The sequence below is a fragment of the Clostridium sp. BL-8 genome, assembly GCF_002006495.1.
Classification (GTDB): domain Bacteria; phylum Bacillota; class Clostridia; order Clostridiales; family Clostridiaceae; genus Clostridium.
The window spans coordinates 67,936-90,842 of sequence record NZ_LZZL01000002.1; the positions used below are offsets into that span (position 1 = coordinate 67,936).

Annotated in this window: 23 protein-coding genes and 1 other annotated feature; of the genes, 21 read left to right on the forward strand and 2 right to left on the reverse strand. The window is 28.4% G+C overall.

The genetic code is table 11. The features are described 5' to 3' along the window. The first annotated feature begins 162 nt into the window (after nt 1-162). The 14 genes from CLOBL_RS00655 (at nt 163) to CLOBL_RS00720 (ending at nt 13,364) form a co-directional block, all read left to right on the forward strand. Nucleotides 163-552 carry a zinc-ribbon domain-containing protein gene (locus tag CLOBL_RS00655; RefSeq protein ID WP_077857225.1) on the forward strand — a complete coding sequence of 130 codons (390 nt, stop codon included), beginning with the start codon at nt 163-165 and terminating at the stop codon, nt 550-552. Between the two features lie 198 nt (nt 553-750). After that, on the forward strand, nt 751-1,362 hold the full coding sequence (locus tag CLOBL_RS00660) for a hypothetical protein (RefSeq protein ID WP_077857226.1): 612 nt from the start codon (nt 751-753) through the stop codon (nt 1,360-1,362). Between the two features lie 4 nt (nt 1,363-1,366). After that, nucleotides 1,367-2,617 (forward strand): MFS transporter, encoded by a 1,251-nt coding sequence (locus tag CLOBL_RS00665; RefSeq protein ID WP_077857227.1) that lies wholly within the window; start codon nt 1,367-1,369, stop codon nt 2,615-2,617. Between the two features lie 73 nt (nt 2,618-2,690). Then, nucleotides 2,691-3,395 carry a hypothetical protein gene (locus CLOBL_RS00670; protein ID WP_077857228.1) on the forward strand — a complete coding sequence of 235 codons (705 nt, stop codon included), beginning with the start codon at nt 2,691-2,693 and terminating at the stop codon, nt 3,393-3,395. Further along, nucleotides 3,380-4,012: a YhbD family protein gene (locus CLOBL_RS00675; RefSeq protein ID WP_077857229.1), complete on the forward strand. Its 633-nt coding sequence runs from the start codon at nt 3,380-3,382 to the stop codon at nt 4,010-4,012. The genes CLOBL_RS00670 and CLOBL_RS00675 overlap by 16 nt, the downstream gene beginning before the upstream one ends. Nucleotides 4,013-4,068: 56 nt before the next feature. Next, nucleotides 4,069-5,211 (forward strand): flagellin lysine-N-methylase, encoded by a 1,143-nt coding sequence (gene fliB / locus CLOBL_RS00680; RefSeq protein WP_077857230.1) that lies wholly within the window; start codon nt 4,069-4,071, stop codon nt 5,209-5,211. Nucleotides 5,212-5,611: 400 nt separating this feature from the next. Further along, on the forward strand, nt 5,612-6,403 hold the full coding sequence (locus CLOBL_RS00685) for a Cof-type HAD-IIB family hydrolase (protein ID WP_242953761.1): 792 nt from the start codon (nt 5,612-5,614) through the stop codon (nt 6,401-6,403). A gap of 232 nt (nt 6,404-6,635) precedes the next feature. Then, nucleotides 6,636-7,112: a DUF1676 domain-containing protein gene (locus tag CLOBL_RS00690; protein WP_077857232.1), complete on the forward strand. Its 477-nt coding sequence runs from the start codon at nt 6,636-6,638 to the stop codon at nt 7,110-7,112. Between the two features lie 158 nt (nt 7,113-7,270). After that, a complete protein-coding gene (locus tag CLOBL_RS00695) occupies nt 7,271-7,453 on the forward strand; it encodes a DUF1858 domain-containing protein (RefSeq protein WP_077857233.1) in 183 nt (60 codons plus the stop codon). 256 nt (nt 7,454-7,709) lie between these two features. Then, the gene (locus CLOBL_RS00700; protein ID WP_077857234.1) at nt 7,710-8,369 is read left to right on the forward strand and encodes a nitrite reductase; all 660 of its coding nucleotides are present in this window, start codon (nt 7,710-7,712) and stop codon (nt 8,367-8,369) included. 90 nt (nt 8,370-8,459) lie between these two features. Further along, a complete protein-coding gene (locus tag CLOBL_RS00705) occupies nt 8,460-9,134 on the forward strand; it encodes an HAD family phosphatase (RefSeq protein ID WP_077857235.1) in 675 nt (224 codons plus the stop codon). 236 nt (nt 9,135-9,370) lie between these two features. Continuing rightward, nucleotides 9,371-11,311 (forward strand): [FeFe] hydrogenase, group A, encoded by a 1,941-nt coding sequence (locus CLOBL_RS00710; protein ID WP_077857236.1) that lies wholly within the window; start codon nt 9,371-9,373, stop codon nt 11,309-11,311. A 438-nt stretch (nt 11,312-11,749) separates the two neighbouring features. Next, entirely contained in the window at nt 11,750-12,373 is a 624-nt protein-coding gene (locus CLOBL_RS00715) for a DUF47 family protein (protein WP_009170900.1), read from the forward strand. Then, nucleotides 12,366-13,364, forward strand: a complete 999-nt coding sequence (locus CLOBL_RS00720; RefSeq protein WP_077857237.1) for an inorganic phosphate transporter — start codon at nt 12,366-12,368, stop codon at nt 13,362-13,364. The genes CLOBL_RS00715 and CLOBL_RS00720 overlap by 8 nt, the downstream gene beginning before the upstream one ends. 111 nt (nt 13,365-13,475) lie before the next feature. Here CLOBL_RS00720 and CLOBL_RS00725 read toward each other — a convergent pair whose 3' ends face one another. Next, complete coding sequence (locus CLOBL_RS00725) at nt 13,476-14,372, reverse strand: cation diffusion facilitator family transporter (protein WP_077857238.1); 897 nt, start codon at nt 14,370-14,372, stop codon at nt 13,476-13,478. A gap of 244 nt (nt 14,373-14,616) precedes the next feature. Between CLOBL_RS00725 and CLOBL_RS00730 the strand changes: the two genes are divergently transcribed. The 3 genes from CLOBL_RS00730 (at nt 14,617) to CLOBL_RS00740 (ending at nt 17,653) form a co-directional block, all read left to right on the forward strand. Then, nucleotides 14,617-15,813 carry an Mbeg1-like protein gene (locus tag CLOBL_RS00730; RefSeq protein WP_077857239.1) on the forward strand — a complete coding sequence of 399 codons (1,197 nt, stop codon included), beginning with the start codon at nt 14,617-14,619 and terminating at the stop codon, nt 15,811-15,813. 412 nt (nt 15,814-16,225) lie between these two features. Then, nucleotides 16,226-17,083, forward strand: a complete 858-nt coding sequence (locus CLOBL_RS00735; protein ID WP_077857240.1) for a metallophosphoesterase — start codon at nt 16,226-16,228, stop codon at nt 17,081-17,083. A gap of 192 nt (nt 17,084-17,275) precedes the next feature. After that, entirely contained in the window at nt 17,276-17,653 is a 378-nt protein-coding gene (locus tag CLOBL_RS00740) for a phage holin family protein (RefSeq protein ID WP_009170895.1), read from the forward strand. 176 nt (nt 17,654-17,829) lie between these two features. Here the strand turns inward: CLOBL_RS00740 and CLOBL_RS00745 are convergent, their stop codons facing one another. Beyond that, entirely contained in the window at nt 17,830-18,210 is a 381-nt protein-coding gene (locus CLOBL_RS00745) for a VOC family protein (protein WP_077857241.1), read from the reverse strand. A 202-nt stretch (nt 18,211-18,412) separates the two neighbouring features. After that, nucleotides 18,413-18,776: a binding site (T-box leader), on the forward strand. Nucleotides 18,777-18,833: 57 nt separating this feature from the next. On the opposite strand from CLOBL_RS00745, the gene aspS reads away from it, so the two are divergent. The 4 genes from aspS (at nt 18,834) to CLOBL_RS00765 (ending at nt 22,894) form a co-directional block, all read left to right on the forward strand. Next, nucleotides 18,834-20,123: an aspartate--tRNA(Asn) ligase gene (gene aspS, locus CLOBL_RS00750; RefSeq protein ID WP_077857242.1), complete on the forward strand. Its 1,290-nt coding sequence runs from the start codon at nt 18,834-18,836 to the stop codon at nt 20,121-20,123. Between the two features lie 17 nt (nt 20,124-20,140). After that, nucleotides 20,141-21,331, forward strand: coding sequence for a MalY/PatB family protein (locus CLOBL_RS00755; RefSeq protein ID WP_077857243.1), 1,191 nt, complete (start codon nt 20,141-20,143; stop codon nt 21,329-21,331). Nucleotides 21,332-21,462: 131 nt separating this feature from the next. Further along, nucleotides 21,463-21,972 (forward strand): DUF1648 domain-containing protein, encoded by a 510-nt coding sequence (locus CLOBL_RS00760; RefSeq protein WP_077857244.1) that lies wholly within the window; start codon nt 21,463-21,465, stop codon nt 21,970-21,972. A gap of 112 nt (nt 21,973-22,084) precedes the next feature. Continuing rightward, complete coding sequence (locus CLOBL_RS00765; protein ID WP_077857245.1) at nt 22,085-22,894, forward strand: Tim44-like domain-containing protein; 810 nt, start codon at nt 22,085-22,087, stop codon at nt 22,892-22,894. Nucleotides 22,895-22,907: the final 13 nt, after the last annotated feature.

Below are 22,907 nucleotides of genomic sequence, written 5' to 3' on the forward strand. Positions count from 1 at the left end.
CTATATTTAAGAGTGTCTCTAATATTTTATAACGCTTTCAAAATTCTATGTTATAATTTAGTTGTATATTTTGAATTTGATGAGTTTCAGGAAATGTAGTATGAAAGTAAGCAAACCAATTATTTAAGTAAATAAATTATTATGTAAAAGGGAAAGATAGTTATGTTTTTTATAGGTGTATTTGGTATAGAAAATAAAGATAAAGAAATAAAAGTTTTAGAAAATATAAGCTGCAAGAAATGTAATTCTACAGTTACAGGTAAATTAGTAAAGAATTTTGACTTTTTCCATTTCTTTTTTATTCCTATTTTTAAATGGAATGAAAGATATTATATTATTTGCGATAGATGCAAGGTTTTATATAGTATTGAAAAAGAAAAAGGAAAAGCTATTGAACGTGGCGAGGATATAAATATAACATATTGGGATTTGCAAGAAATAAATCAAGAATATTATTCTGATAATTATTTCCAAGGAAATATATGTAAAAATTGTGGTAGCAAAATTGACTCTAATTTTAAATATTGCCCTCATTGTGGAGCTAAAGTATAAGAGATTTAGAATTATCTTAATAAATGATTCTAATTTTAGAATTCATTGGTAGAATATTTTGTTTTATAAATTATTTCAGATAATTTATAAAATGTTATTTACAATGAAACAATGTTACGCTATTATAATATTAGGATCCTAAATTTAAAGAATAAATATGTAATTCGGCGTAACAATGTTACGTTGTGAGGAGAAAATATGAATAAATTATATGATATTAATTTAGAGGGAATAGGGAAAGTAAATGGAGGCAGTTACAAGGATATTAAAATCTCAGGAATAGGAACGATATTAGATGAGGTTGTCTGCCAAGAAATTATTTGCGAAGGCGTATGTAAGGCAAAAGGAAGCATAAGCTGTAACAATATTTCAGTAGAAGGAACTTTTGATTCATACAGAAGTATTGAAGCTAATGATAAAATTTCAATTAGTGGGATGATGAAAGCGAATGGAAATATTCAAGGAAGAGAAATAACCATTGATGGGAAAGTTAAAATTTCAGGCTTGTTATCCGGAGATAAAATTAAAATTGTGTCTATGGGAAGAAACATTGTAAAGGAAATAGGTGGAGAAGAAATAATTATATTAGAGCATAAAAAAAATTTCATTAATAGTATCTTAATGCCTAATAAATTGACAAGCAATTCTATAGAAGGAGATATTATTGAGCTGGAAAATACAGAATGTGAAATAGTTAGAGGAAAAAATATAACAATAAAGAGTGGCTGTAAAATAAAAAGAGTAGAATATACAGGTGAAATTAGTGTTGATGAAAATTCTAATGTTGAAATGCTTATAAAGGTGCAATGACATTATGTTAAAAAGTGCAGATAAGCTTTGGAGTTCGGATTTTCTTATTTTATGGCAGGGACAGCTTGTTTCAACATTGGGAGATGCAGCATATAGTGTAGCTTTAGGCTTTTGGGTACTCACAGTTACAGGTTCAACCTCGCTAATGGGATTGCTCATGGCTGCATCTACATTACCAGGAGTATTAGTATCTCCTTTTGCTGGAGTGCTGATTGATCGCTACAATAGAAAGTATTTACTAATTTTAATGGATATGATTAGAGGCATATGTATAATTCTTGTTTCAATTGCAGCTTTTAAAGGAATAATAGCAATTTGGGAAGTTTTTGCAGCTGGTATTATATTAAGTGTTGGGGGAGCTATATTTCGCCCAGGAATAAATTCTTCAGTACCTGATATTGTTTCAAGTTCAAAATTGCAAAATGCAAATTCTCTATTAGCCATTGCTTCTACTGGATCACAAATGATTGGTAATATAGCCGGAGGTTTTATTTTTCAGATACTTGGAGCACCATTACTATTTTTGTTTAATGGACTATCGTATCTCTTTTCTGGAAGTTCGCTACTTTTTGTAAATATTCCAAAGGTAGAAAATAATAAGGCAGAAAATTTTTGGAAAGATATGAAGGATGGATTTTCTTTTATGTGGAAATTAAAAGGGTTAAGATATATATTGCTTATGGCAGCAGTATTAAATTTCTTTTCATTTATTGCAATAGTTCTTTTTTTGCCCTTATTTCAGACAATACCTTATTTAGGAGCAGGTAGATATGGGATAGCAATGGCCTGCTTTACTGGTGGAGCAATGGCAGGTTTTTTATATTCATCTGTTGTTACAATTAAACCTGCCAGAAGATTGCAAGTATTTATTTTATCAGCTGTAGTGTATAATGCTGGAATTATTGTTGCAGTGAATCAATCTATTTTTATGATAATGACAGTATTTTTAATCATTGGAGGTTTCTTTAATTCAGTTGTAAATGTTATGCTGTTATCTACGGCACAGGCAGCTACGCCTCAGGAAATGAGAGGAAAAGTTATGGCTTTTATGAGTATGACGACTCAAGGGCTTACACCTTTCGCTATGGCACTTGGTGGGATATTAGGAGGATTAATTTCGATTAAAATCGTTATTTCTATTTCGTTTTTAATTGTTATAATTTTAGTCATTCCATTTTATTTTATAGAATCTTTTAAGGCATTTATAACTTGTGATTATGGAAAAAACAATCTGGTAGAAAACATTGAAAGTTAAATATATTTATTAATAATTAAGAAAAATATTCAGTACGGTAACTTTATATGAGATAATTTAAGGATGTGTAAAGATGAGTAATTTAAATTCAATTAAGATTATAGGAAAAGGTACTATAACCAATGGAGAATATGAAAAAGTATCTATTTTAGGTGAGGCAGTGGCTTTAGAGGAATTTCACTGCGAGTATCTAAATGTCATAGGGACTTGTAATTTAAAAGGAAAAGTAATTTCAAACAAAGTGAAAATCTTAGGAGAAGCAATATGCGAGCAAGTAGTAACAACAGATAATAAACTTGAAATTTTAGGACAATTAAAGGCTTTGGAAGACTATAAAGCCAATAAAGTTGAAGTTTTAGGTCAGGGAATATTTAATAAAAATTTATTTTTTGGAGAAATGGATATCAAAGGAGAAATAAAAGTATCTAAAGATTGTGAAGGAAACTCATTTAATAGCAGAGGAAAATTAGAGATAGATGGATTATTGAGTGCTGAGGACATATATATAAATCCTAATGGCATTAGTACAATAAATGAGATTGGTGGAAGTAAAATTATAATTAAAAAGAAAAGTTTGTTTTCATTAAGAGAGTCTATTGTCATATCCAATGTAATTGAAGGTGATTATATTGAATTAGATAATACACAATGTAAGATTGTGCGTGGACATGATGTTAAAATTTTAGCCAATTGCAGAATTGATAAAGTTGAATATACAGGAACTTTAACCGTAGATAAAAACAGTATAGTAGGTGAGGAAACGTGTTTGAAGAATTAATATCAAAGAAGGAACTTTTAGAAAAGCTACAAATATCCTATGGACAATTATATAGATGGAAAAGAAAAAAGTTAATTCCTGAAGAATGGTTTATAAAGAAGAGTGTTTCTACAGGACAAGAAACTTTTTTTCCTAAGGATGAAATTATTGCAAGGATAAATAAGATACTAGAGCTCAAGGATGACATTTCCCTGGATGACCTTGCAAATCAATTTTCATATAAGGTTGGAAATGTTACATTAAAAAGATCATATCTTTTAAAAAATAATATAGTATCAGCTAGTATTTTAGAGAGATTTGAATCAGTTATTAAAAATAAAAATGAATTATATGAAGAAAGTAAGTTATTTGCATTATTTGTATATGAAAGACTTATAAATCTTGGATTCTTCAATTTAGAAGAAATTAATGAAATAACAATATCTTTATTAAAAAATTACTCAAAATTAAGTAATGAGAATATGATTATAATTATAAGAAGGAAACTTGGAATATGCTATTATTATGTAATAAGCAGTGAACCAGAAATATTAATAGATGAAAGTTCTATTGAAATAGCAAGATTTAAGATTAGGGATATTTTAGAGAAAATACGTGAATTGCAATTAGTAATATAAATAAATATAATATAAAAGATAAAACATGTGTTACTAAAGAAAGATTGGAGCAAATAATGAGAGTTAAAATTTTTATGCCTAAGTATATGGCTGATTTTAAATGCATAAATGCAAAGTGTACTGATACATGCTGTGCAGGCTGGGACATTAATATAGATGAGAATACCTATGAAAAATATTCAAAGAGTATTGGTGATTTTAAAAAGCTTTTAGATGGAAAGTTTACTGAAAACAAAGAAGAACATGACGTTTTTAATCATGGATTTATGATACTTAAAGATGAAAGTAAATGTCCATTTTTAAATACTAATATGTTATGTGATATACATGGTGGATTTGGAGAAGAAAATCTATGTATTACATGTAAAAGTTATCCACGAGTTTTTAATATTGTAGATGAAGTCTACGAAAAAAGTGGTCTGCCGTCTTGTGAAGAAATTTGTTTTGAAGCATTATTAAATAAAGACAAAATGGAGTTTATTGAGACTTACGAAAATATTGATGAAGATGGGATTGAAATAAGAAGAATTATTGATAGTGAGGCTTTTGAAGGAAGTGAGAGTCTTCTTCAATATTTCTGGGATATTAGAGTTATTTCAATAAATATTATGCAGTCAAGAGAATTTTCTATAGAGGAAAGATTGAATATTCTTAAAGATCTTTATAGAAAGATTGAAGAGTTGAAGAATTCGCAGGAACTGGATGCTTTAGAAGAATTATTGTCAGACTATAATGATGAATTGATAAATTTGGAAGCAGCAAAAGGTTTTCCTTTCAAAGAAGAGAAAGAATTTTATGATACTCTTGCAGATAAGAAACTTTTTGATAATGTAAGAAGTATAAAACTTAAAGAATGCTTAAAAGAATATAAAATCGGAATTTCAAGTAATAATGATATAGTTGAATATTTAAACTGCAAGCCTGAATATTTTGAAGGCTTAAAAAAATATGATTATATATTTGAAAATTATTTAGTTAATCAGATTTTTAAGGATCTAATTCCTTTTAATAAGGGTGAGAAGCTGGCAGATAGCCTAAAAATATTGATCAACAGCTATAGAATAATAAAGGCCTATGTTATAGGAATTGCGATAAATTCTAAGGATGAGATTAATGAAAAGAATGTTATAAGAGTGATTCAGGCTTTAAGCAAAGATATAGAGCATAATAAAGTATTTAAAGAATTGTTAGAGAAATAAGATTGTACTATATAAATTTTATTATCATATTGATAATTTAGGTTATAAGTATTCAGTTATGGATTTAAAGTAATAGCAATTTATATAGGTGTCAATATATTTTTCTAGAGATTGAAAAAAGAGAATATAAAATTGTAAAAAAGAAATGTAAAGCCGTAACTAAGATCGAATTTAGCTACGGCTTTACTTAATTTGAAAGAACTTTAAATTACAACGTATACATTTGATTAGCGATAGTAAATGTGGAATTAAATAAAATTAAAGAAGCATTAGATGGAAAATACAGAATATTATGGATAAAAAATACGTAAAAATGCTAGACAGAATATTATATTAAGTTATAATAATAAATGATAAGTATTTATTATTATAACTTAATATTTATACATGAGAGGGAAGTATGATGGGGAAGGCAGCGTTTTTTGATATAGATGGTACTTTATATGGATTCGACGGAAAAGAGCATAGGATACCAGATAGTACCAAGATGGCCTTAAAGGAATTTAGGGACAATGGAAATTTAGCATTTATATGTAGCGGAAGGCCAATGAGGTTTATTAATCAAATTTTTGGTCAAGATATGTTTGATGGATATATATGTACGAATGGAACATATATAATCTATAATGGAAATTGTATTTATAATAAGATTATAGATGCGGAGACTATAAAAAAGCTGAAAGATGTTTTTGACGAACTTGGAATAAGGTGCAGCTTTGTTGGACAAAATAATGGTTATCCATATAAAATGGAAGAAAAGGAAATGGAAAAGTATAATTCTCAATTTGAAGGCGAATCATACTTAGTGAGGACATGGGAAGCAGATAGTATACAAGTAAATGCACTAGATATTTTTTATAGTAGTGAATATCATCTTAACAGATGCAAAGATTATTTTAAAGATGATTTGATATTTAATACTCATGGAGTTCATATGTCTGCTGATGTATCTTTTAGAAATTTTGATAAATCAGATGGCATTAAATTTGTTATTAATGCTTTGGGGATAAGTAAAGAAGATACTTTTGCTTTTGGAGATGGATATAATGACATAACGATGTTTAAAGTAGTAAATGTGGGTATAGCCATGGGAAATTCGGTGAAAGAATTAAAAGAGATAGCGTCATACGTAACAGGTGAGATTTTTGATGATGGGTTATATAACGCCATGAGAAGTTATAATTTAATCTAATGATTTTATGTTTTATTAAAGTAAAACATAAAAGGTTTACATGATCTTTTGCTAATGTAAGCTAAATTTTATATAGAATAAATTTGCTATATTATGCTATTGTAAGTTATATATACGTTTAATAAAATATACATTTTAGATATTTTAACTTTATATAAATTAAAGCAAAAGAAAAAATCGACTAAAATTGCATGTAAAGCATGATTAAATTTTTAGCATTAGGAGGATTAACTTGAATTATACACTTTCTGATTTAATACAAAAACTAATTGACATTGAAAAAGATTTCTTTAATATATATGTAATGCTGGAAGAAATATTTAAGAATAATTCATTAGCAATATATGCAGTGATTAAAGTGATTAAAAGGCGGGAAAAGAGGAATATTGAGTATTATGAAAAATTAAAAAGTACTTTAACAGATGAGTCGGATGAAACTATTGAATTTTATTTATATGATAGAATTTCAAAATTATTATCTGAATTTAAGCATAATATTAAATTACCAGAAATTAAAAATACTCAAGGTTTAATTAAATATACAGTTGAATTTAAAAGGGACAATATAGGTCTTCTGGTAGATGTACAAGGCCGCTTATTAGAAAAAATAGATGATGTAAATAACAATATATATAAGATTTTATCTCAAGTTATAAAAGATGAAGAAAAGCAGGAGAAAATGTTTGAGAAATTACTTATATCTAAATGACTAAGTTCATATAAAACATATTTTTTGAATTCAACCAAGTATGTAACATTTGTTACTGTATGTATTCATGCTTTTTAATATAATAGCAATAGGATAAAGTTTATTGAAATGATTAGTTCACTAAACATAGATAAAATTAGAAAGCAGGAGGAAAATTTATGATTACTAAAGAAATGACATTAGCTCAAATTATACAGATAAAAGAGGATTCACCACAAATATTAATGAGTTTTGGAATGGGATGTGTTGGGTGTCCATCATCTCAAGCGGAAAGTCTTGAAGATGCAGCAATGGTACATGGTTTAAAGCTTGATGAACTATTAGAGGCTTTAAATAAATAACAGCATATAGATTAATTATATTTAGAGGCCGCTGAAAATAAGTTTTTTCAGTGGCCTTAATTCTAATATCAAATCATTATTAATCCTATTAGAAGAAATATAGAGAGCAGAACATTTTATACAAAACAGTGTTATAATAGATTAATGTTAAACCTAGTGATGAAATAAAGATAAGCTCAAAAAAATTATTATATAATAACATGCTATAAAACAAGTACTTAAAATGAATGTAAAAAGCAGTATAGGAGGATGGATTATGAGTTCTGGAAATCTTCAAAAAATTAGAGACGGGAAGAGAACTTTTGGAATAACACCGCATATTCCTGGTGGATTTATCACTGTAGATATTATGCAAAAAATCGTGGATGTCACAAAAAAATATAATGGAGTATTAAAAATAACATCAGGTCAACGTATTTTGATAACTAACTTAAAACAGGAAGACTTGACTAACATATGGGATGAGCTTGGGATGGAGCCGGCGGTAAGGACACAAAATTCAATAAAGAATGTTGAGATGTGCCCAGCAGGATACTGTAAAAGATCAAAATTTAATACTATAGGTACTGGTATGAAGCTTTCGAAAAAATATCAGTGGATGGAAATGCCATGTAGAACTAAAATAGGTGTAGCTGGGTGCAGAAATGCATGTGGAAGTGTATATAGTAAGGACATAGGAGTGATTGCTGATAAAACTGGATTTATAGTAACCGCTGGAGGATCGGGTGGATACAACCCTAGAATGGCAGATATAATTGCGCAGGATGTAACTGAAAAACAAGCATTAAAGCTGATTGACAGTATTATTGACTATTACAAAGAATTTGCAGAGGATGGAGAAAAATTAGGATTTTTTATTGACAGGATCGATATTGAGAAGTTTAAACAGGAAGTAATTAAAGCAGCAGAAGTATAAAAATAAAACTTAATAATATTTAATTATAAACTAGTTAGAAGAAATTAATTATAAAATATATAGAATTGGCGTTTATAATCGGAGGAAAAAATGAGGAAAATTGAAGCAGTCATATTTGACATGGATGGAGTAATATTTGATACAGAAAGGCTTTATTTAGAGAACTGGAGAAAAATATTTAAAAAGTATGGATATGAGATGACAAAAGAAATTTACATATCAGTAATGGGTAAAGGAAGAAAAAACGCTATTAAAACATTTCTTGAGATATACGGGAAGGATCTGCCTATATCACAAATGTATAAAGAAAAAGATGAGAAGTTTATGCAGGAAATTGAAGAAGGTAAAGTCCTTGTTAAGCCAGGTGCTGAAGAAATATTGAATTTTTTAAAAGAAAATGAATATAAAATAGCTATTGCAACTTCAGCTAAAAGAGATAGAACCTTAAGGCAGTTAAATATGGCAGGAATGATTAAAAAATTTGATGTAATAGTTTGTGGAGATGACATAAAAAATTCTAAGCCGGATCCAGAAATATTTTTAAAAGCAGCGCAAAAGCTTTCGGTAAATTACTCAAATTGTATTGTCATTGAAGATTCAGCTGCAGGTATTAAAGCAGCTTTCAATGCGAAAATGATTGGAATGCATGTTGAGGATTTAAAAAAAGCAGATGATGAGATATTAAAGTATTGCAATAGAAGTTTTAAAGATCTATTTAAAATTAAAGAATATTTTGAAAATGAAGTGGATAGAATGTTTAGATAAAAGGTTATTTGAGGAATTAAAAAGAATAAAAACATACTTAATGTCATTTTTTATTCGATATTGTCATTTTGTTAAGGAAATTTTATTTAAACTGTTATATAATATATAAGGATTCTTTATGTTATTATGCTAAGGTAACATACTTGGAATATTTGAATGTATACCAAACAAGTGTTGATTTATGCGTAATATATAATGAATGGAAAAACAACTCATAAGAGATAAGGAGTAGTATTATGGAAGATAAAAAAACAGCATTTATACAAAGTTCATTAGGATCAGTTTTTACTGTTTTTAGTGATGATGAATTAAAAGAACTAAGCGGTGGCAGAAAAATAGCTATATGCGGAAAAGTTAATAATCCTGGAATTATAGAGGTTTCAGAAGGGGCTACACTTAATGATATAATAGAATTCTGCGGGGGACTTATAAATAAAAGCAGTTTTAAGGCAGCTCAAATAGGACTTCCTTTTGGTGGTTTTTTAACAGAAGATAGTTTAGATGAAGAGTTCGACTTCGGATTATTTTCTGAAAATATTGCAAGAACTATAATTATTTTATCCCAAGAAGATTGTATAATTCAATTTGAAAAATTTTATATTCAATATCTTCTTGCAAAAATAAAAGATGGCTCTTATAAAAATTATGAAATAGTTAAAGAAGATATAACTGAAATGTTTAATATTTTAGATAGAATTAGTAAAGGCGTATCTGATATGCGTGAGATCTATATTTTAAGAAATCTTGCAGTAACAGTAAAAAGCAAAATGAATCAAAAACATAATATAATGGAAGAAATAATTGATAAATTTTATGATGAAATTGAAGAACACATAGAAGAAAAGAAATGTTATACATCACAATGCAGTCATTTGGTTAAGTTAAATATTACAAGTAAATGTATTGGTTGCGGAGCATGTAAAAGAGCATGTCCAGTTGACTGCATAGATGGAGAATTAAAGAAGAGACATGTAATAGATTATAATAGATGTACTCACTGTGGTGCATGTGTATCTGCATGTCCTGTTGATGCTATAAGTGTTGGTGATAATACACTTTTATTTCTTAGAGATTTAGCTACACCTAATAAAGTAGTAATAACTCAAATGGCACCAGCTGTTAGAGTTGCTATAGGTGAGGCTTTTGGATTTGAACCAGGAGACAATGTAGAAAAGAAAATAGCAGCAGGTCTTAGAAAATTAGGCGTAAATTATGTATTTGATACTGCTTGGGGTGCTGATTTAACTATAATGGAAGAAGCGGCAGAGCTTCAAGACAGATTAGAAAGACATTTAGCTGGGGATGAGAGTGTTAAACTTCCAATCTTAACTTCATGTTGCCCATCGTGGATTAAATTTATAGAACAAAATTATGCAGATATGCTTGAGGTTCCTTCTTCAGCAAAATCTCCTATGGAGATGTTTGCCATAGTTGCTAAAGAAATATGGGCAAAAGAAAAGGGACTTTCAAGAGATGAGGTAACATCCGTTGCAATTATGCCTTGTATAGCAAAAAAATATGAAGCATCAAGACCAGAATTCTCTGTTGATATGAATTATGATGTTGATTATGTTATTACAACAAGAGAACTTATAAAAATATTTGAGAATTCAGGAATAGATTTGAAAAATCTTGAAGATGAAGAGATAGATACAGTAATGGGTGAGTATACTGGAGCTGGAATTATCTTTGGTAGAACAGGTGGAGTTATAGAAGCTGCTACAAGAACCGCTCTTGAAAATATAACTAAAAAGAGAATAGATAATATAGAATTTGAACAGCTTCGAGGCTGGGATGGTTTTAGAATATGTGAACTTGAAGTTGATGATATAAAGCTTAGAATTGGTGTGGCTCATGGTCTTAAAGAAGCTGCTAAGATGTTAGATAAAATAAGATCAGGTGAGGAATTCTTCCATGCTATAGAAATAATGGCTTGCATCGGTGGCTGCATCGGTGGTGGTGGACAGCCTAAAATAAGAAAAAACAAGCAGGAAGTTTTAGAAAAAAGAGCAGAGGGATTAAATAATATAGATAGATCTAAAACTCTTAGAAGATCTAATGAAAATCCTGAAGTTATTGCAATTTATGAGAAATATTTAGATCATCCATTAAGTAATAAGGCACATGAATTACTTCATACTAGATATTTCCCTAGAATCAAAAAGAGTAATGATTAGGTTTAAGGTTTAGAATTTAAAGGAAAAGGGTTATCTCAGGAAAGCATTTTAATTTGAGATAACCCTTATATTTTTGAGAATAAATATAATATTTTTAGGATTTTATTATAATAAAGTATGAAAAACTACCTATTTATTCTAAATGATATTTTTTAGTTATAAAATAATAAAGATTGTATGTTAAGATATTGTTATTTTAAAAACTAATTAACTTTATTGGAATTAAATAACGTAAAATATTATTTCCTAAAACAATAAAATAACTTATGTGGAAAAATAGGTAAGAAATATATTATAATGAAAAGGATGCAATATTAAATTTAGGTTAAGTTTTATTAAAAATAGTTTAAATTTTTATTAAAATAGAATATACTAGTACAGGATTGTGTTAACTAATAATTTGTCGAAGGTTATATTTTATAGGGAGATGTGATAATAATGTTTAATTTAAATCCAAAAGAAGATAAATTCTACAAGATGTTTATTGATGCAGCTAAGAATGTCGATGCAGCTGCAGAAACTTTAAGGAGCAGTCTAGATTCATTATCTAATATTGAAAATGATGCTGTTAGAATTGAAGAATTGGAGCATATAGGAGATAAATTAGTTGGTACTGTAGTTAAACAATTAAATGAGTCTTTTATAACTCCATTTGATAGAGAAGATATATACAAGCTAATTAAAAGATTAGACGATATATTGGATTTAATAAATTCAACTGTACATAGATTTGTAATGTTTAACATTACAGAAGGTACAGAAGGTTCTAAGCTTTTAGCAGATTTGCTAATAAAATGCACAAAAGATATTGTGGGATTAATGGGTGAACTTCACTTAATCGGAAGCAAAAATAATATTCTTGAGAAGGTTATAACTATAAACAAGCTTGAGAGTGAAGCAGACCGAATTTTTAGAAAAACAGTTGGAGAATTATTTAGAAATGAAAAAGATCCAATAGAAATAATTAAATGGAAAGAAGTATATCAATTATTAGAGAATACTATAGATAAATGTGAAAAGATTGCAAATATTGTAGAGGGAGTTGTCATAAAGAATGCTTAGTACTATGACTATAACAATATTAATAGTAATAATGACATTGATATTTGACTTTATTAATGGATTTCATGATACGGCAACTGCAGTAGCTACTTCAATAACTACTAGAGCTCTTAAACCAAAAACTGCAATAATTATATGCGCTATATTTAATTTTATTGGAGCATTTTCAGGAACTGCAGTTGCAAAAACTGTAGGTGAAAGTATTGTGAGCCACAATGATATGCCTCAATGGGTTATATTAGGAGTATTAATATCGGCAATAATATGGAACATAATTACATGGTATTTTGGTATTCCAAGTAGTTCTTCACATGCATTAATTGGTGCACTAGTTGGTGGAGGAATAGCATATAATTGCAGCTTTAATGTGGTTAAGTGGAATAATCTATTTAATGAGGTAATAATATGGATATTTATAGCGCCTATAATAGGATTTACAGTAGGATATTTCTTGATGATAGCGTTAAATTGGATTTTAAGACCATTTAAGCCTGGTATAATAAATAAAGTATTTTTAAAACTTCAAATTCTTGCAGGAGCGTTTATGGCATTAAATCATGGTGGTAATGATGCACAAAAATCTATGGGACTTATAACTATGGCATTACTTAGTGGTGGAGTTATAAGTACATTTGATGTTCCCATATGGGTTATAGCATGTTGTGCTATAGCTATGGCTCTTGGAACAGCAAGTGGAGGAAAGAAAATAATTAAAACTATGGGAAGCGGAATGGCTAAGTTAACACCAGTAAATGGTTTTGCAGCTCAAACTGGTGGTGCTGCGGTTATATTCTTAGCAACATTTTTCCATGCGCCAGTTAGTACAACCCATATAATTTCAACAACAGTTATGGGAGTTGGAGCATCAAAAAGATTTAAATCAGTAAAATGGGGAGTTGCTCAAAATATAGTTTGGGCTTGGATTTTGACTATTCCAATTACAGCAACCCTTTCAGCATTAATTATATATATAATGAAATTATTTGCATAATATTTTCGAATAAATGATTTCGTGAAAAAATTTTTTCAATATAATAATAGCCTGCAGATTCTTATGAGATGAGAATTTGCAGGCTATTTTACATAATTTTTATTTGTTTTTTTATTTACACTTCTTATTGCATTGATTACAATTGGAATTACTTTCCGATGACTCTAAGTGAATCATAATTTCAGTATGAGCTAATGATTTTTCTATGTCATTTTCAATTTTATCACATATATCATGAGCATCTTTAATTGTCATATTTTCCGGAAATACAAGATGCAAATCTACATATCTAATTCGCCCAGATTTTCTTGTTTTAAAATCATGATAATTACAAAACACTGCAGAAAATTTGTTTATGCTATTCTTTATAATTTCAATTTCATCGTTAGATAGCTTTACATCTAAGAGCGGATTGAATGCAGAGATTAATAATTCAACAGCTTCTTTTAATATAAAGATTGCAACTGAAATTGCAACAATAGGGTCTAGATAATTTAATTTGGTTATCCATATAAGGAGTAATCCAATTCCAACGCCAAGTGACGTATAAACATCTGTTTTTAAATGTAGCGCGTCAGCTTCCAATGCTATAGAATCTTCTTGTTTAGCAACTTTGTATAATTCTCTTGATACAATATAATTTATACCAGAAGAAATGAACATGACAATAAATCCAAAGCCTACAGACTCCATTTCACCAGGATTAATTATTTTTCTTATTGCTTCAATTATTATCCAAATTGAAGCGGCCAGTATGAGAAGTGCCTCAATTACCCCTGAAATATTCTCAACTTTCCCATGACCGTAGGGATGTATATCATCAGCTGGCCTATCAGATATCTTTACAGAAAAGAAAGCTATTATAGCAGCTAGTAAATCCATAGTTGAATGTATAGCTTCTGATATTATGCTTACTGAACCAGTCGTGAGTCCGACAATCAATTTGAGAATTATTAAAGTGCTATTTGAAAGCAATGACAATCTAGCAACTTTAACTTTTGAATTCATATAAAATACCTCCAAACTCAATTAAAGCTTTATCAGTTGATAAAACAAATTAACATTATAATATACCTAAAAATAGTGAAAGTCAATGAAAAATAGAGTTAGTACATACTATCAATTGATAATGAAATGCAATCATTTTACAATTGGTAAGTTAAATTAAATATATTAGCTTTTTTTGTGAAATTGAATATCTTGGTAGTGTAAATACTATTAATATATATAATATATATAATATGGAGGAAGAGTGGGGAAGTTAAGTTATGATGAATTAATACTTTTAGATAGTTTTATATATTTAGATTGGAGTTCTGGGGAGGATGAATTTCTTATAAATATAATATATGATTTAATGAATGCTGAGAATTTTCCTGAAAATATTAAAATAATGGGAGATTGTTCAATACAGCTGGAGAAAAGTGAACGTATAGAAATATTTAAGCAAATTATAAAGAAGCCTAATCTTGGAAAATTAAAAATAAAAGATATTAGCCGAGATGAAAATGGAGTTAAATATGCATGCTTTATAGATGATGAAAGTAATAGTACAGTTGTATTCAAGGGAACGGTATCGAAAAGTGAGTGGAAGGATAATGGAATGGGAGCATATGAAAATGAAACACAGGAGCAAATTGATGCCTTAAATTATATAAATGGACTTAAATGTAACAATATAACTATCACTGGGCATTCAAAGGGAGGTAATAAGGCTCAATATGCAGCTATATTGTCTCCTAAGGTAAGTGAATGTGTATCTGTTAACGGACAAGGATTTTCTAATGAATTTATAAAGATGTATGAGGCGGATATAAATAGGAATAAGTTTAAAATAACAGCTATAAATGCAAAATATGATTATGTAAGCTGTTTGTTTAATTCAATTGCAGGGGAAAAACATTATATTGAAACAGAAATTCAACTTAATCCATTTGATTATCATAAGATTAATATACTTTTAGATGGTAATGGAAAATTAAGAAAAGAAACTAATGAAGCAAAATTTTCAAAAATAATTAATAAATTTTCAGAAGCTGTAATAACTGACCTACCAGGAGATGTAAAAAGTTTTGTTACTAATAAAATCATAAGTGTAGTTGAATTGATTTTATGTAAAAAAGAAAACAAAGACGATCCACTGAAGGTAGCAGGAGAAGTTTTAACATTGTTTTATTATGATAACGATATGAAAATATTAGACATTTTCAGTATAGCATATCCTATATTGGAAATTCTGATCTTACCATTATTATTTTGGAATGATCTTATTGATATAGAGGAAGAAGGATCTAAAGAAATTTTTTCAGCCAGTATGAACAATATTGAAAGTTTTGGACATGAAATAATAAAAAAGATGAAATTTTTTAATGGGAATGAAATTGAACTAATAAATAATATAGCAAGGAGTTTTGATAATCTAATTGATGATCTTAGACATGAGATTTGAAAATTAAGGTTTTACTTTTAAAGAATAAGAGTTATTTTATAGATATAAAAATTATAAAGGCAGATTAAGTTATAGTCTGCCTCCGCTTCTATTACTTCATATAAAGCTATAAAAATATGTTTGAATATTTCTATGTAAATTTGTTTATATTAATATATTTAGCTATGAATATATGTACAAAGAAAAATATCTTCATATGAAAGAATTTTCCTATAAAAATAGATAAATATTTATAGGAAACATGCAGGTTTAAAGGGTATAAGTGTAAATTTGATAAAGAGGAGGCAAAGATAAAAGCTGGCGGGAATAAAAAAATATATAAATGTAAATGTGATTTTAAGAGTTTACATAAAGTAAGCTCTTATTTTGTGGTAAAATATATTTATTATTTTAAGAAAGGTAAGAAAAATAAATGATTGAAAGACTAACAGTATTAGCGGCATTATTTTTATTAGCAGTAGGAGTGTATTTAGATAACAAACTAATAAGAGTATCTAAATATGAAATTAAAAGTGATAAAATACCAAAAGAATTTAATAATTTTAAAATAGTTCATTTATCAGACTTTCATAGTCATTCATTTATTGGAAACACAAATAAAATTGTTAAAAAAGTTGAAGATCAAAAGCCTGATATTATTGTTATGACAGGAGACATGGTTAATAAGTATGACAAAAAATTTGATAGATTTTTGGAATTAGCACAAGTATTGAGCAAAAAATATAAGATATATTATATTGTAGGAAATCATGAACAGCGTTTAGCAAAAAGTGACTTAAAGCTAATTCTAGATAGATTAAATAAATTAGGTATTAAAATATTAAAAAATGAAAAAATAGTTCTAAGACGGAAGAAAGATAATTTAAATATTTATGGAATTGATGTTCCTCTTAAGTTTTATAAAATAAGAAATAAGCCATTAGTAGATTTGGATGAGGTAATTGCTCCAGTGCTAGAGAGATGTAAGGAAGAGGAATATAATATATTACTTGCGCATAATCCATTATATTTCGAAAAGTATATAAAATATAATGTAAATTTAATTTTGTCTGGGCATGTTCACGGAGGAATGATTAGATTACCTTTTTTAGGAGCATTGCTTTCTCCTGAAAGAAAATTTTTCCCTAAATATAGCAGTGGCATATACGAAGACAATAATAAAAAGATGATTGTCAGCAGAGGAATTGGACATAGTAAACCGTTAATAAGAATATTTAATATGCCGGAGATACTAAGTATTACTTTATTAAATTCGAGAAAGCCAGACTAAATATAAAGAAAGTTAAAGCTTAAAAGTATATAAATTATTACATATGTATTTTTTGCAAGTGAAATTAAAGTTATGTACCATTTCAATATGTCAAATTAAATTAAATTAAAAATATCATATATTTTTATTATCGGGGCACAATATATGTGTACCCAAGAAAAAGTTATTTCTAATTTAAGGAGGTATTTAATTATGGTACATGATAAGGACCATTCTACAAAACAAAATTTTAATAGTAAAAGTATCTGGAGCTGGATAGGAAGATTAGTTCTAACAGCAGTAATTTTAGCAATAGTATCATTCTTTACACCAGGATTTAGTATTTCTGGTATGTGGTCATATTTAATAGCAGCACTTGTAATTAGTATATTAGATTATTTAGTAGAGGCTTTCATGGGAGTTGATGCATCTCCATTTGGAAGAGGTATAAAGGGATTTGTTATAGCTGCTATTATACTGTATGTAGCACAATTTTTTGTTCCAACTATGAGCGTATCTATAATTGGAGCAATCTTGGCAGCCTTAGCTATTGGTATAATAGATGCAATAATGCCAGGCAAAGCAATGTAATAAAATACTTATAATCATAATAGGGATGATTTTACTATCATCCCTATTATATTTAGTATAGTTTTATATTCATATGAATTTTTAGTTAATGTATAAACATAGAACCAAAAATTGATTTAGTTCCTATCATTATTTTTCTTATTTCTTTAACTTATTATAAATATAATGATAATATGCTATTCATGCAATTCCAATGGTAATCCATCAGGATCGCTAAAAAAAGTGAATTTTTGACCAGTATATTCATCTATTCTAATTGGCTCTGTTTCAATCCCATTGGCATTTAACTCTTCAATTATATGGTCAATGTTTTCTACATGGAAAGCAAGGTGTCTTAATCCGCAAGCCTCTGGATATGAAGGTCTTTTAGGGGCTTTAGGCATTGAAAAAAGTTCGATTTCACTGTCGCCTATTTTTAAATCTAACTTATATGAATCTCTATCTTTTCTATAATTTTCACGAATAATTTGAAAGCCTAATATATTCACATAGAAATTCTTTGATAATTCATAATTTGAAGCAATAATTGCAATATGATGTATAGAATTAAGTATCATAATAAATCTCCTTAGTTTCTTTTATATATTTTAGCATAAAAATTGTCTTAAATATAATAGTATCGTAGATACTTATAAAAAAATATTAAGCTAAACCACGTATCTGCATTTGATTTGTGTATTTAAATGAACATATAATGATAATTTATATAATGTATTGACAATTAATTTTATAAAGAGTAGTATATAAAAAAAGAAATTTTTAACTTCTATGAAAGGAAGAGTAAATATAATATTAGTATCTTAAGCGAGTAGAGGCTGGTGGGAGCTCTATGAGAAAATTTATATTGAAGACATCCTGAAGAAGCTTATCTGAAATTTATTAAAATATGAAAAAGAAATTTTAGTAGGATAAGCCGGACTCCTCCGTTAAAAGGTTAAAGATGACTTAGTATTATACCTTTGTCAAAGTAGAATGGCACCGTGAAGATATAGCTTTCACTTCTATAAAATGAAGTGGGAGCTTTTTTTAATAAATGGGCCCATTTAATTTTATTCTTCACAAATTCTAGGTTTAATAATAAGTCAAAAAGGGTGGTACCGCGAAAATAATTTTTGCCCCTTGAGTTTAGCTGACTCAAGGGGCTTTTTGAATTAGTAGTATTATAAAGGAGAAATTATGTATGAAAAGAATAATGATAAATGAATTAAAGAATTATATAAATAAAAAAGTAGAAATTAAAGGCTGGGTGTATCGAATAAAAAGATTAAAATCAATAACATTCATTATAATGAGAGATAGAAGCGGATTAGTGCAATGTGTAATTGATAATGATAAATTTAAAATAAATGAAATCAGGCTGGAAAGTGTAATAAGAATTATTGGAATCATCAATGAAAATGAAAACAAATTTAATATGTTTGAGGTGTATACTGAAGAATTAGAGGTTATTAACAGCGCTTTAAGTGAATTACCAATTGAAATAAATAATAAAAACCTTGATGTTAACTTAGATACGATGCTAAATAATAGAATGCTCAGTTTAAGGCATGCTAAAGTTAATTCAATATTTAAAGTACAGAATATAATAACCCAAGGGTTTAGAGAATTTTTAAATAATGAAGATTTTACAGAAATATCTACTCCAAAGCTTGTAAAGGAAGGAGCAGAGGGAGGAACAGAATTATTTAAGGTTGAGTATTTTGAAAGACGAGCATACTTGGCACAAAGTCCTCAAGTTTATAAGCAGATGATGGTTGGAGCAGGTTTTGAGAGAGTTTATGAAATAGGGCATGTTTATAGGGCAGAAGAGCATAATACCAATAGGCATTTAAATGAATATATAAGTATGGATTTAGAAATGGGATTTATTGAAAATGAAGAAGATTTGATGAATTTGGAAGAGAACTTATTAAAATTCATATTGCAAAGAGTATTAGACGAGGGGAAAAAATATTTAGATATTTTAAATGCTGAAGTTCCTCAAATTGAAACAAAAATACCAAGGATGAAATTTAGTGATGCCATTGAAGTATTAGAAAAACAATATGGTAAAACAGGCTTAGATGGAGATATTGACCCAGAAGGAGAAAAATTAATTTGTAAGTATGCAAAAGAAAATTATAACAGTGATTTTATATTTTTAACTAATTATCCAAGAAAGAAAAGACCAATGTATACAATGCCTTGTGGTGAGGATGAAACTCATAGTTTTGATTTACTATTTAGAGGAATTGAAATTACAACGGGTGGTCAAAGGATACATGAATATGATATGCTAATAGAAAATATAAAATATAAGGGATTGAATCCTGAGAATTATATAAGCTATACTTCAAACTTTAAGTATGGAATGCCGCCACATGGAGGGCTAGCTATAGGACTTGAGAGAATAACAGCTAAACTTTTAGGATTAGAAAATGTTAGAGAAGCCAGTTTAATACCAAGAGATAGAACAAGATTGGCTCCATAATACGAGGAGGTTAATAAATGAGATATGATTTTGAAACTTTAGTAAGCAGAAAAGATGCAGGAGCTATTAAGTGGAATTTGATGAGCAGGATTAATGAGAAGGTTGCTGATGATATAGTGCCCTTTTCAGTTGCAGATATGGAATTTAAAAATCCACCAGAAATTATAGATGGATTAAAGAAATATTTGGATTTAAGTATTTTGGGATATACTCAGGCTACAGATAAGTATTATAAAGCAGTATGCAACTGGATGGAAAAGAGGCATGATTGGAAAATAAAAAAGGAATGGATTGTAGAATTTTCTGGAGTAGTTCCAGCACTATATACAATAGTTAGGGCACTTACAAAAGAGGAAGATGGTGTGCTTATTATGACACCGGTATATTATCCATTTTATAAGGCAATTGAGGATAATAAAAGAAAGGTGGTAAAAAGTCAGTTAATGCTTTGCGAGGATCATTATGAGATAGATTTCGAAGATCTAGAAAAAAAAGCAAAATTAGAAAGCACCAAATTGATGATTTTATGTAATCCACACAATCCAGTTGGACGTGTCTGGAGTGAAGAGGAATTAATAAAGATAGGGAAGATATGCATAGATAATAATGTGCTCATAGTATCTGATGAAATTCACTTTGATTTAATAATGCCTGGCTTTAAGCACACAGTTTTTGCAAGTATTTCAGAGGAATTTGCAAACAATTCAGTTATATGCACTGCACCAAGTAAAACTTTCAATTTAGCAGGACTTCAAACTTCTAATATCCTTGTTCCAAATAAAATAATAAAAGATAAAATAGCAAGTGAAAAGAGAACTGCTTCTGGAAATTCAGGGCTTAATATATTTGGTTATAAGGCATGTGAAATTGCTTATAATGAATGTGAAGAATGGCTTGATGAATTAATTCAGGTTTTAGATAGAAATAAAAAGATTGTAGAAAATTTTGTGAAGACACACTTACCTGAAATTAAGGTTGTTAATTTAGAAGGCACATATCTTCAATGGCTGGATTTTAGAAATTTAGAGAAAGATCATAGGGCTCTAGAAAAATTTATGACAACAGAAGCTATGATTTTTCTTGATGAAGGATATGTTTTTGGAGATGAAGGAAGAGGCTTTGAAAGAATTAATTTAGCATGTCCGTCTAATGTGCTTGAAGTTGCCTTGCAAAGATTGTTAGAAGCAGTAAATAGATGTTATAAATAAGTAACTTTAAAATGAACAAAAGAGATTGAATAGTCTGTTTAAAGAATTAGGATTACCTGGAGCAATTTAGGTGATAAAGTTAAAAAATTATATAAATAGCACTAAATCATATGAGTAATGAGGCGAATTATTTGAATAGTAAAAAGAGACCTAAACTTAAAATTCCATTAACATGGAAAGATAGAACTTTAATTTTAATATCAACAGTGCCTATTGTATTTGTAATAATATATTTAAAAATAAGCTGGAGTAGTATACCTGAAATTATTCCGACTCATTTTAATTTCTCAGGAGTTCCAGATAGTTTCGGAAAGAAAACTAGCTTATTTGGAATAATTGGATTAAGTGTAGGTATGCATTTGCTTCTATCTGTATTATCCAAAGTTCCTAGGTGTTATAATTATCCTGTTTCAGTTACGGAAAAAAATGTTGAAGCTTTATATAAGGTTGGAAGACAGCTAATGCTTTTAATTGATTTTGAGATATCATATATGCTTAGTATACTTACATGGGAAAGTATACAAACTGCCATGGGAAAAATGACCGGAGTAGGCGGTGGAATGATGGTAGCAATTATAGGGATTATGTTTGCTACCATAATATATGGAATTATAAGGATGATTAAAGCTCAAGGACAGTAATGTAGCTATTATTTTTATGAAATTAATTTAGAATGCTATTTAACATTAGTCTTATATTTAGTAAAATAATACATATAAGGTAAAATTATTTTTGTATATCTATAGGAGAATTATGAAAAAGATTAAGTGTGGTAATTTTATTAAAAATATATTGGGGGTATTACTAATAGTTTTTATATTTAGTGGACAAACAATTGCATTTGCAAGAGCAGGAGGGGGAGGATCAGGTTCATCCAACAGTAGTACATCCAATGCCAGTACATTGCATAGTAGTAGCTTATCTCATAGACATTGGTCAACTATGAGATCAACAGAAAGGCCTGATTTTATAGATATTATAATAATTATAGGAATATTAATTTTGGTTATTATTTTTGTACCGATAATTGTTCGAAAAGTAAGGCTAACTAAAAATAAGTATAAAAGTATTTCAGTAATAGAGAATTTATCTAAATGTGATGATCATTGGAACTATGACAATTTAATGAAAGACATAAAGGATGCCTTTTATATGATACAAATTGCATGGAGAGAAAGAAATCAAGAGTTAGCAAAGGAATATATGAGCGAATATTTGTATGGTAAACATAAATTTCAAACTGAAGAAATGAAGTTGTCAAAAGAAAAAAACATTCTTGAAAATACGGTTCTGATAGATGCAATACCTATAGGTCTACAGGATTTAGGCGGAATTGATAAAGATTATATATGGGTTCATATAAAGGCAAAATGTAGGGATTATACAATAAATGAGGAAACTAACAAGATAATAGATGAAAAATCCTCAACAAATGATTACTTTGAAGAATATTGGAAATTTATAAGAACAGAGAAGAGATGGGTACTAGATGATATAAGACAAATAGACCAGATAAAAGATTTGGATTTCTTTAGAATAGATGCACCTAATAAGTATTATTAAAATTGTTGCGTCT

What these genes read in the sequence shown, in the direction of transcription:
- CLOBL_RS00655 (WP_077857225.1), top strand. Translation starts at nt 163, where the DNA reads ATGTTTTTTATAGGTGTATTTGGTATAGAAAATAAAGATAAAGAAATA.
- CLOBL_RS00660 (WP_077857226.1), top strand. Translation starts at nt 751, where the DNA reads ATGAATAAATTATATGATATTAATTTAGAGGGAATAGGGAAAGTAAAT.
- CLOBL_RS00665 (WP_077857227.1), top strand. Translation starts at nt 1,367, where the DNA reads ATGTTAAAAAGTGCAGATAAGCTTTGGAGTTCGGATTTTCTTATTTTA.
- CLOBL_RS00670 (WP_077857228.1), top strand. Translation starts at nt 2,691, where the DNA reads ATGAGTAATTTAAATTCAATTAAGATTATAGGAAAAGGTACTATAACC.
- fliB (WP_077857230.1), top strand. Translation starts at nt 4,069, where the DNA reads ATGAGAGTTAAAATTTTTATGCCTAAGTATATGGCTGATTTTAAATGC.
- CLOBL_RS00685 (WP_242953761.1), top strand. Translation starts at nt 5,612, where the DNA reads ATGATGGGGAAGGCAGCGTTTTTTGATATAGATGGTACTTTATATGGA.
- CLOBL_RS00695 (WP_077857233.1), top strand. Translation starts at nt 7,271, where the DNA reads ATGATTACTAAAGAAATGACATTAGCTCAAATTATACAGATAAAAGAG.
- CLOBL_RS00700 (WP_077857234.1), top strand. Translation starts at nt 7,710, where the DNA reads ATGAGTTCTGGAAATCTTCAAAAAATTAGAGACGGGAAGAGAACTTTT.
- CLOBL_RS00705 (WP_077857235.1), top strand. Translation starts at nt 8,460, where the DNA reads ATGAGGAAAATTGAAGCAGTCATATTTGACATGGATGGAGTAATATTT.
- CLOBL_RS00710 (WP_077857236.1), top strand. Translation starts at nt 9,371, where the DNA reads ATGGAAGATAAAAAAACAGCATTTATACAAAGTTCATTAGGATCAGTT.
- CLOBL_RS00715 (WP_009170900.1), top strand. Translation starts at nt 11,750, where the DNA reads ATGTTTAATTTAAATCCAAAAGAAGATAAATTCTACAAGATGTTTATT.
- CLOBL_RS00720 (WP_077857237.1), top strand. Translation starts at nt 12,366, where the DNA reads ATGCTTAGTACTATGACTATAACAATATTAATAGTAATAATGACATTG.
- CLOBL_RS00725 (WP_077857238.1), bottom strand. Translation starts at nt 14,372, where the DNA reads ATGAATTCAAAAGTTAAAGTTGCTAGATTGTCATTGCTTTCAAATAGC.
- CLOBL_RS00735 (WP_077857240.1), top strand. Translation starts at nt 16,226, where the DNA reads ATGATTGAAAGACTAACAGTATTAGCGGCATTATTTTTATTAGCAGTA.
- CLOBL_RS00740 (WP_009170895.1), top strand. Translation starts at nt 17,276, where the DNA reads ATGGTACATGATAAGGACCATTCTACAAAACAAAATTTTAATAGTAAA.
- CLOBL_RS00745 (WP_077857241.1), bottom strand. Translation starts at nt 18,210, where the DNA reads ATGATACTTAATTCTATACATCATATTGCAATTATTGCTTCAAATTAT.
- aspS (WP_077857242.1), top strand. Translation starts at nt 18,834, where the DNA reads ATGAAAAGAATAATGATAAATGAATTAAAGAATTATATAAATAAAAAA.
- CLOBL_RS00755 (WP_077857243.1), top strand. Translation starts at nt 20,141, where the DNA reads ATGAGATATGATTTTGAAACTTTAGTAAGCAGAAAAGATGCAGGAGCT.
- CLOBL_RS00765 (WP_077857245.1), top strand. Translation starts at nt 22,085, where the DNA reads ATGAAAAAGATTAAGTGTGGTAATTTTATTAAAAATATATTGGGGGTA.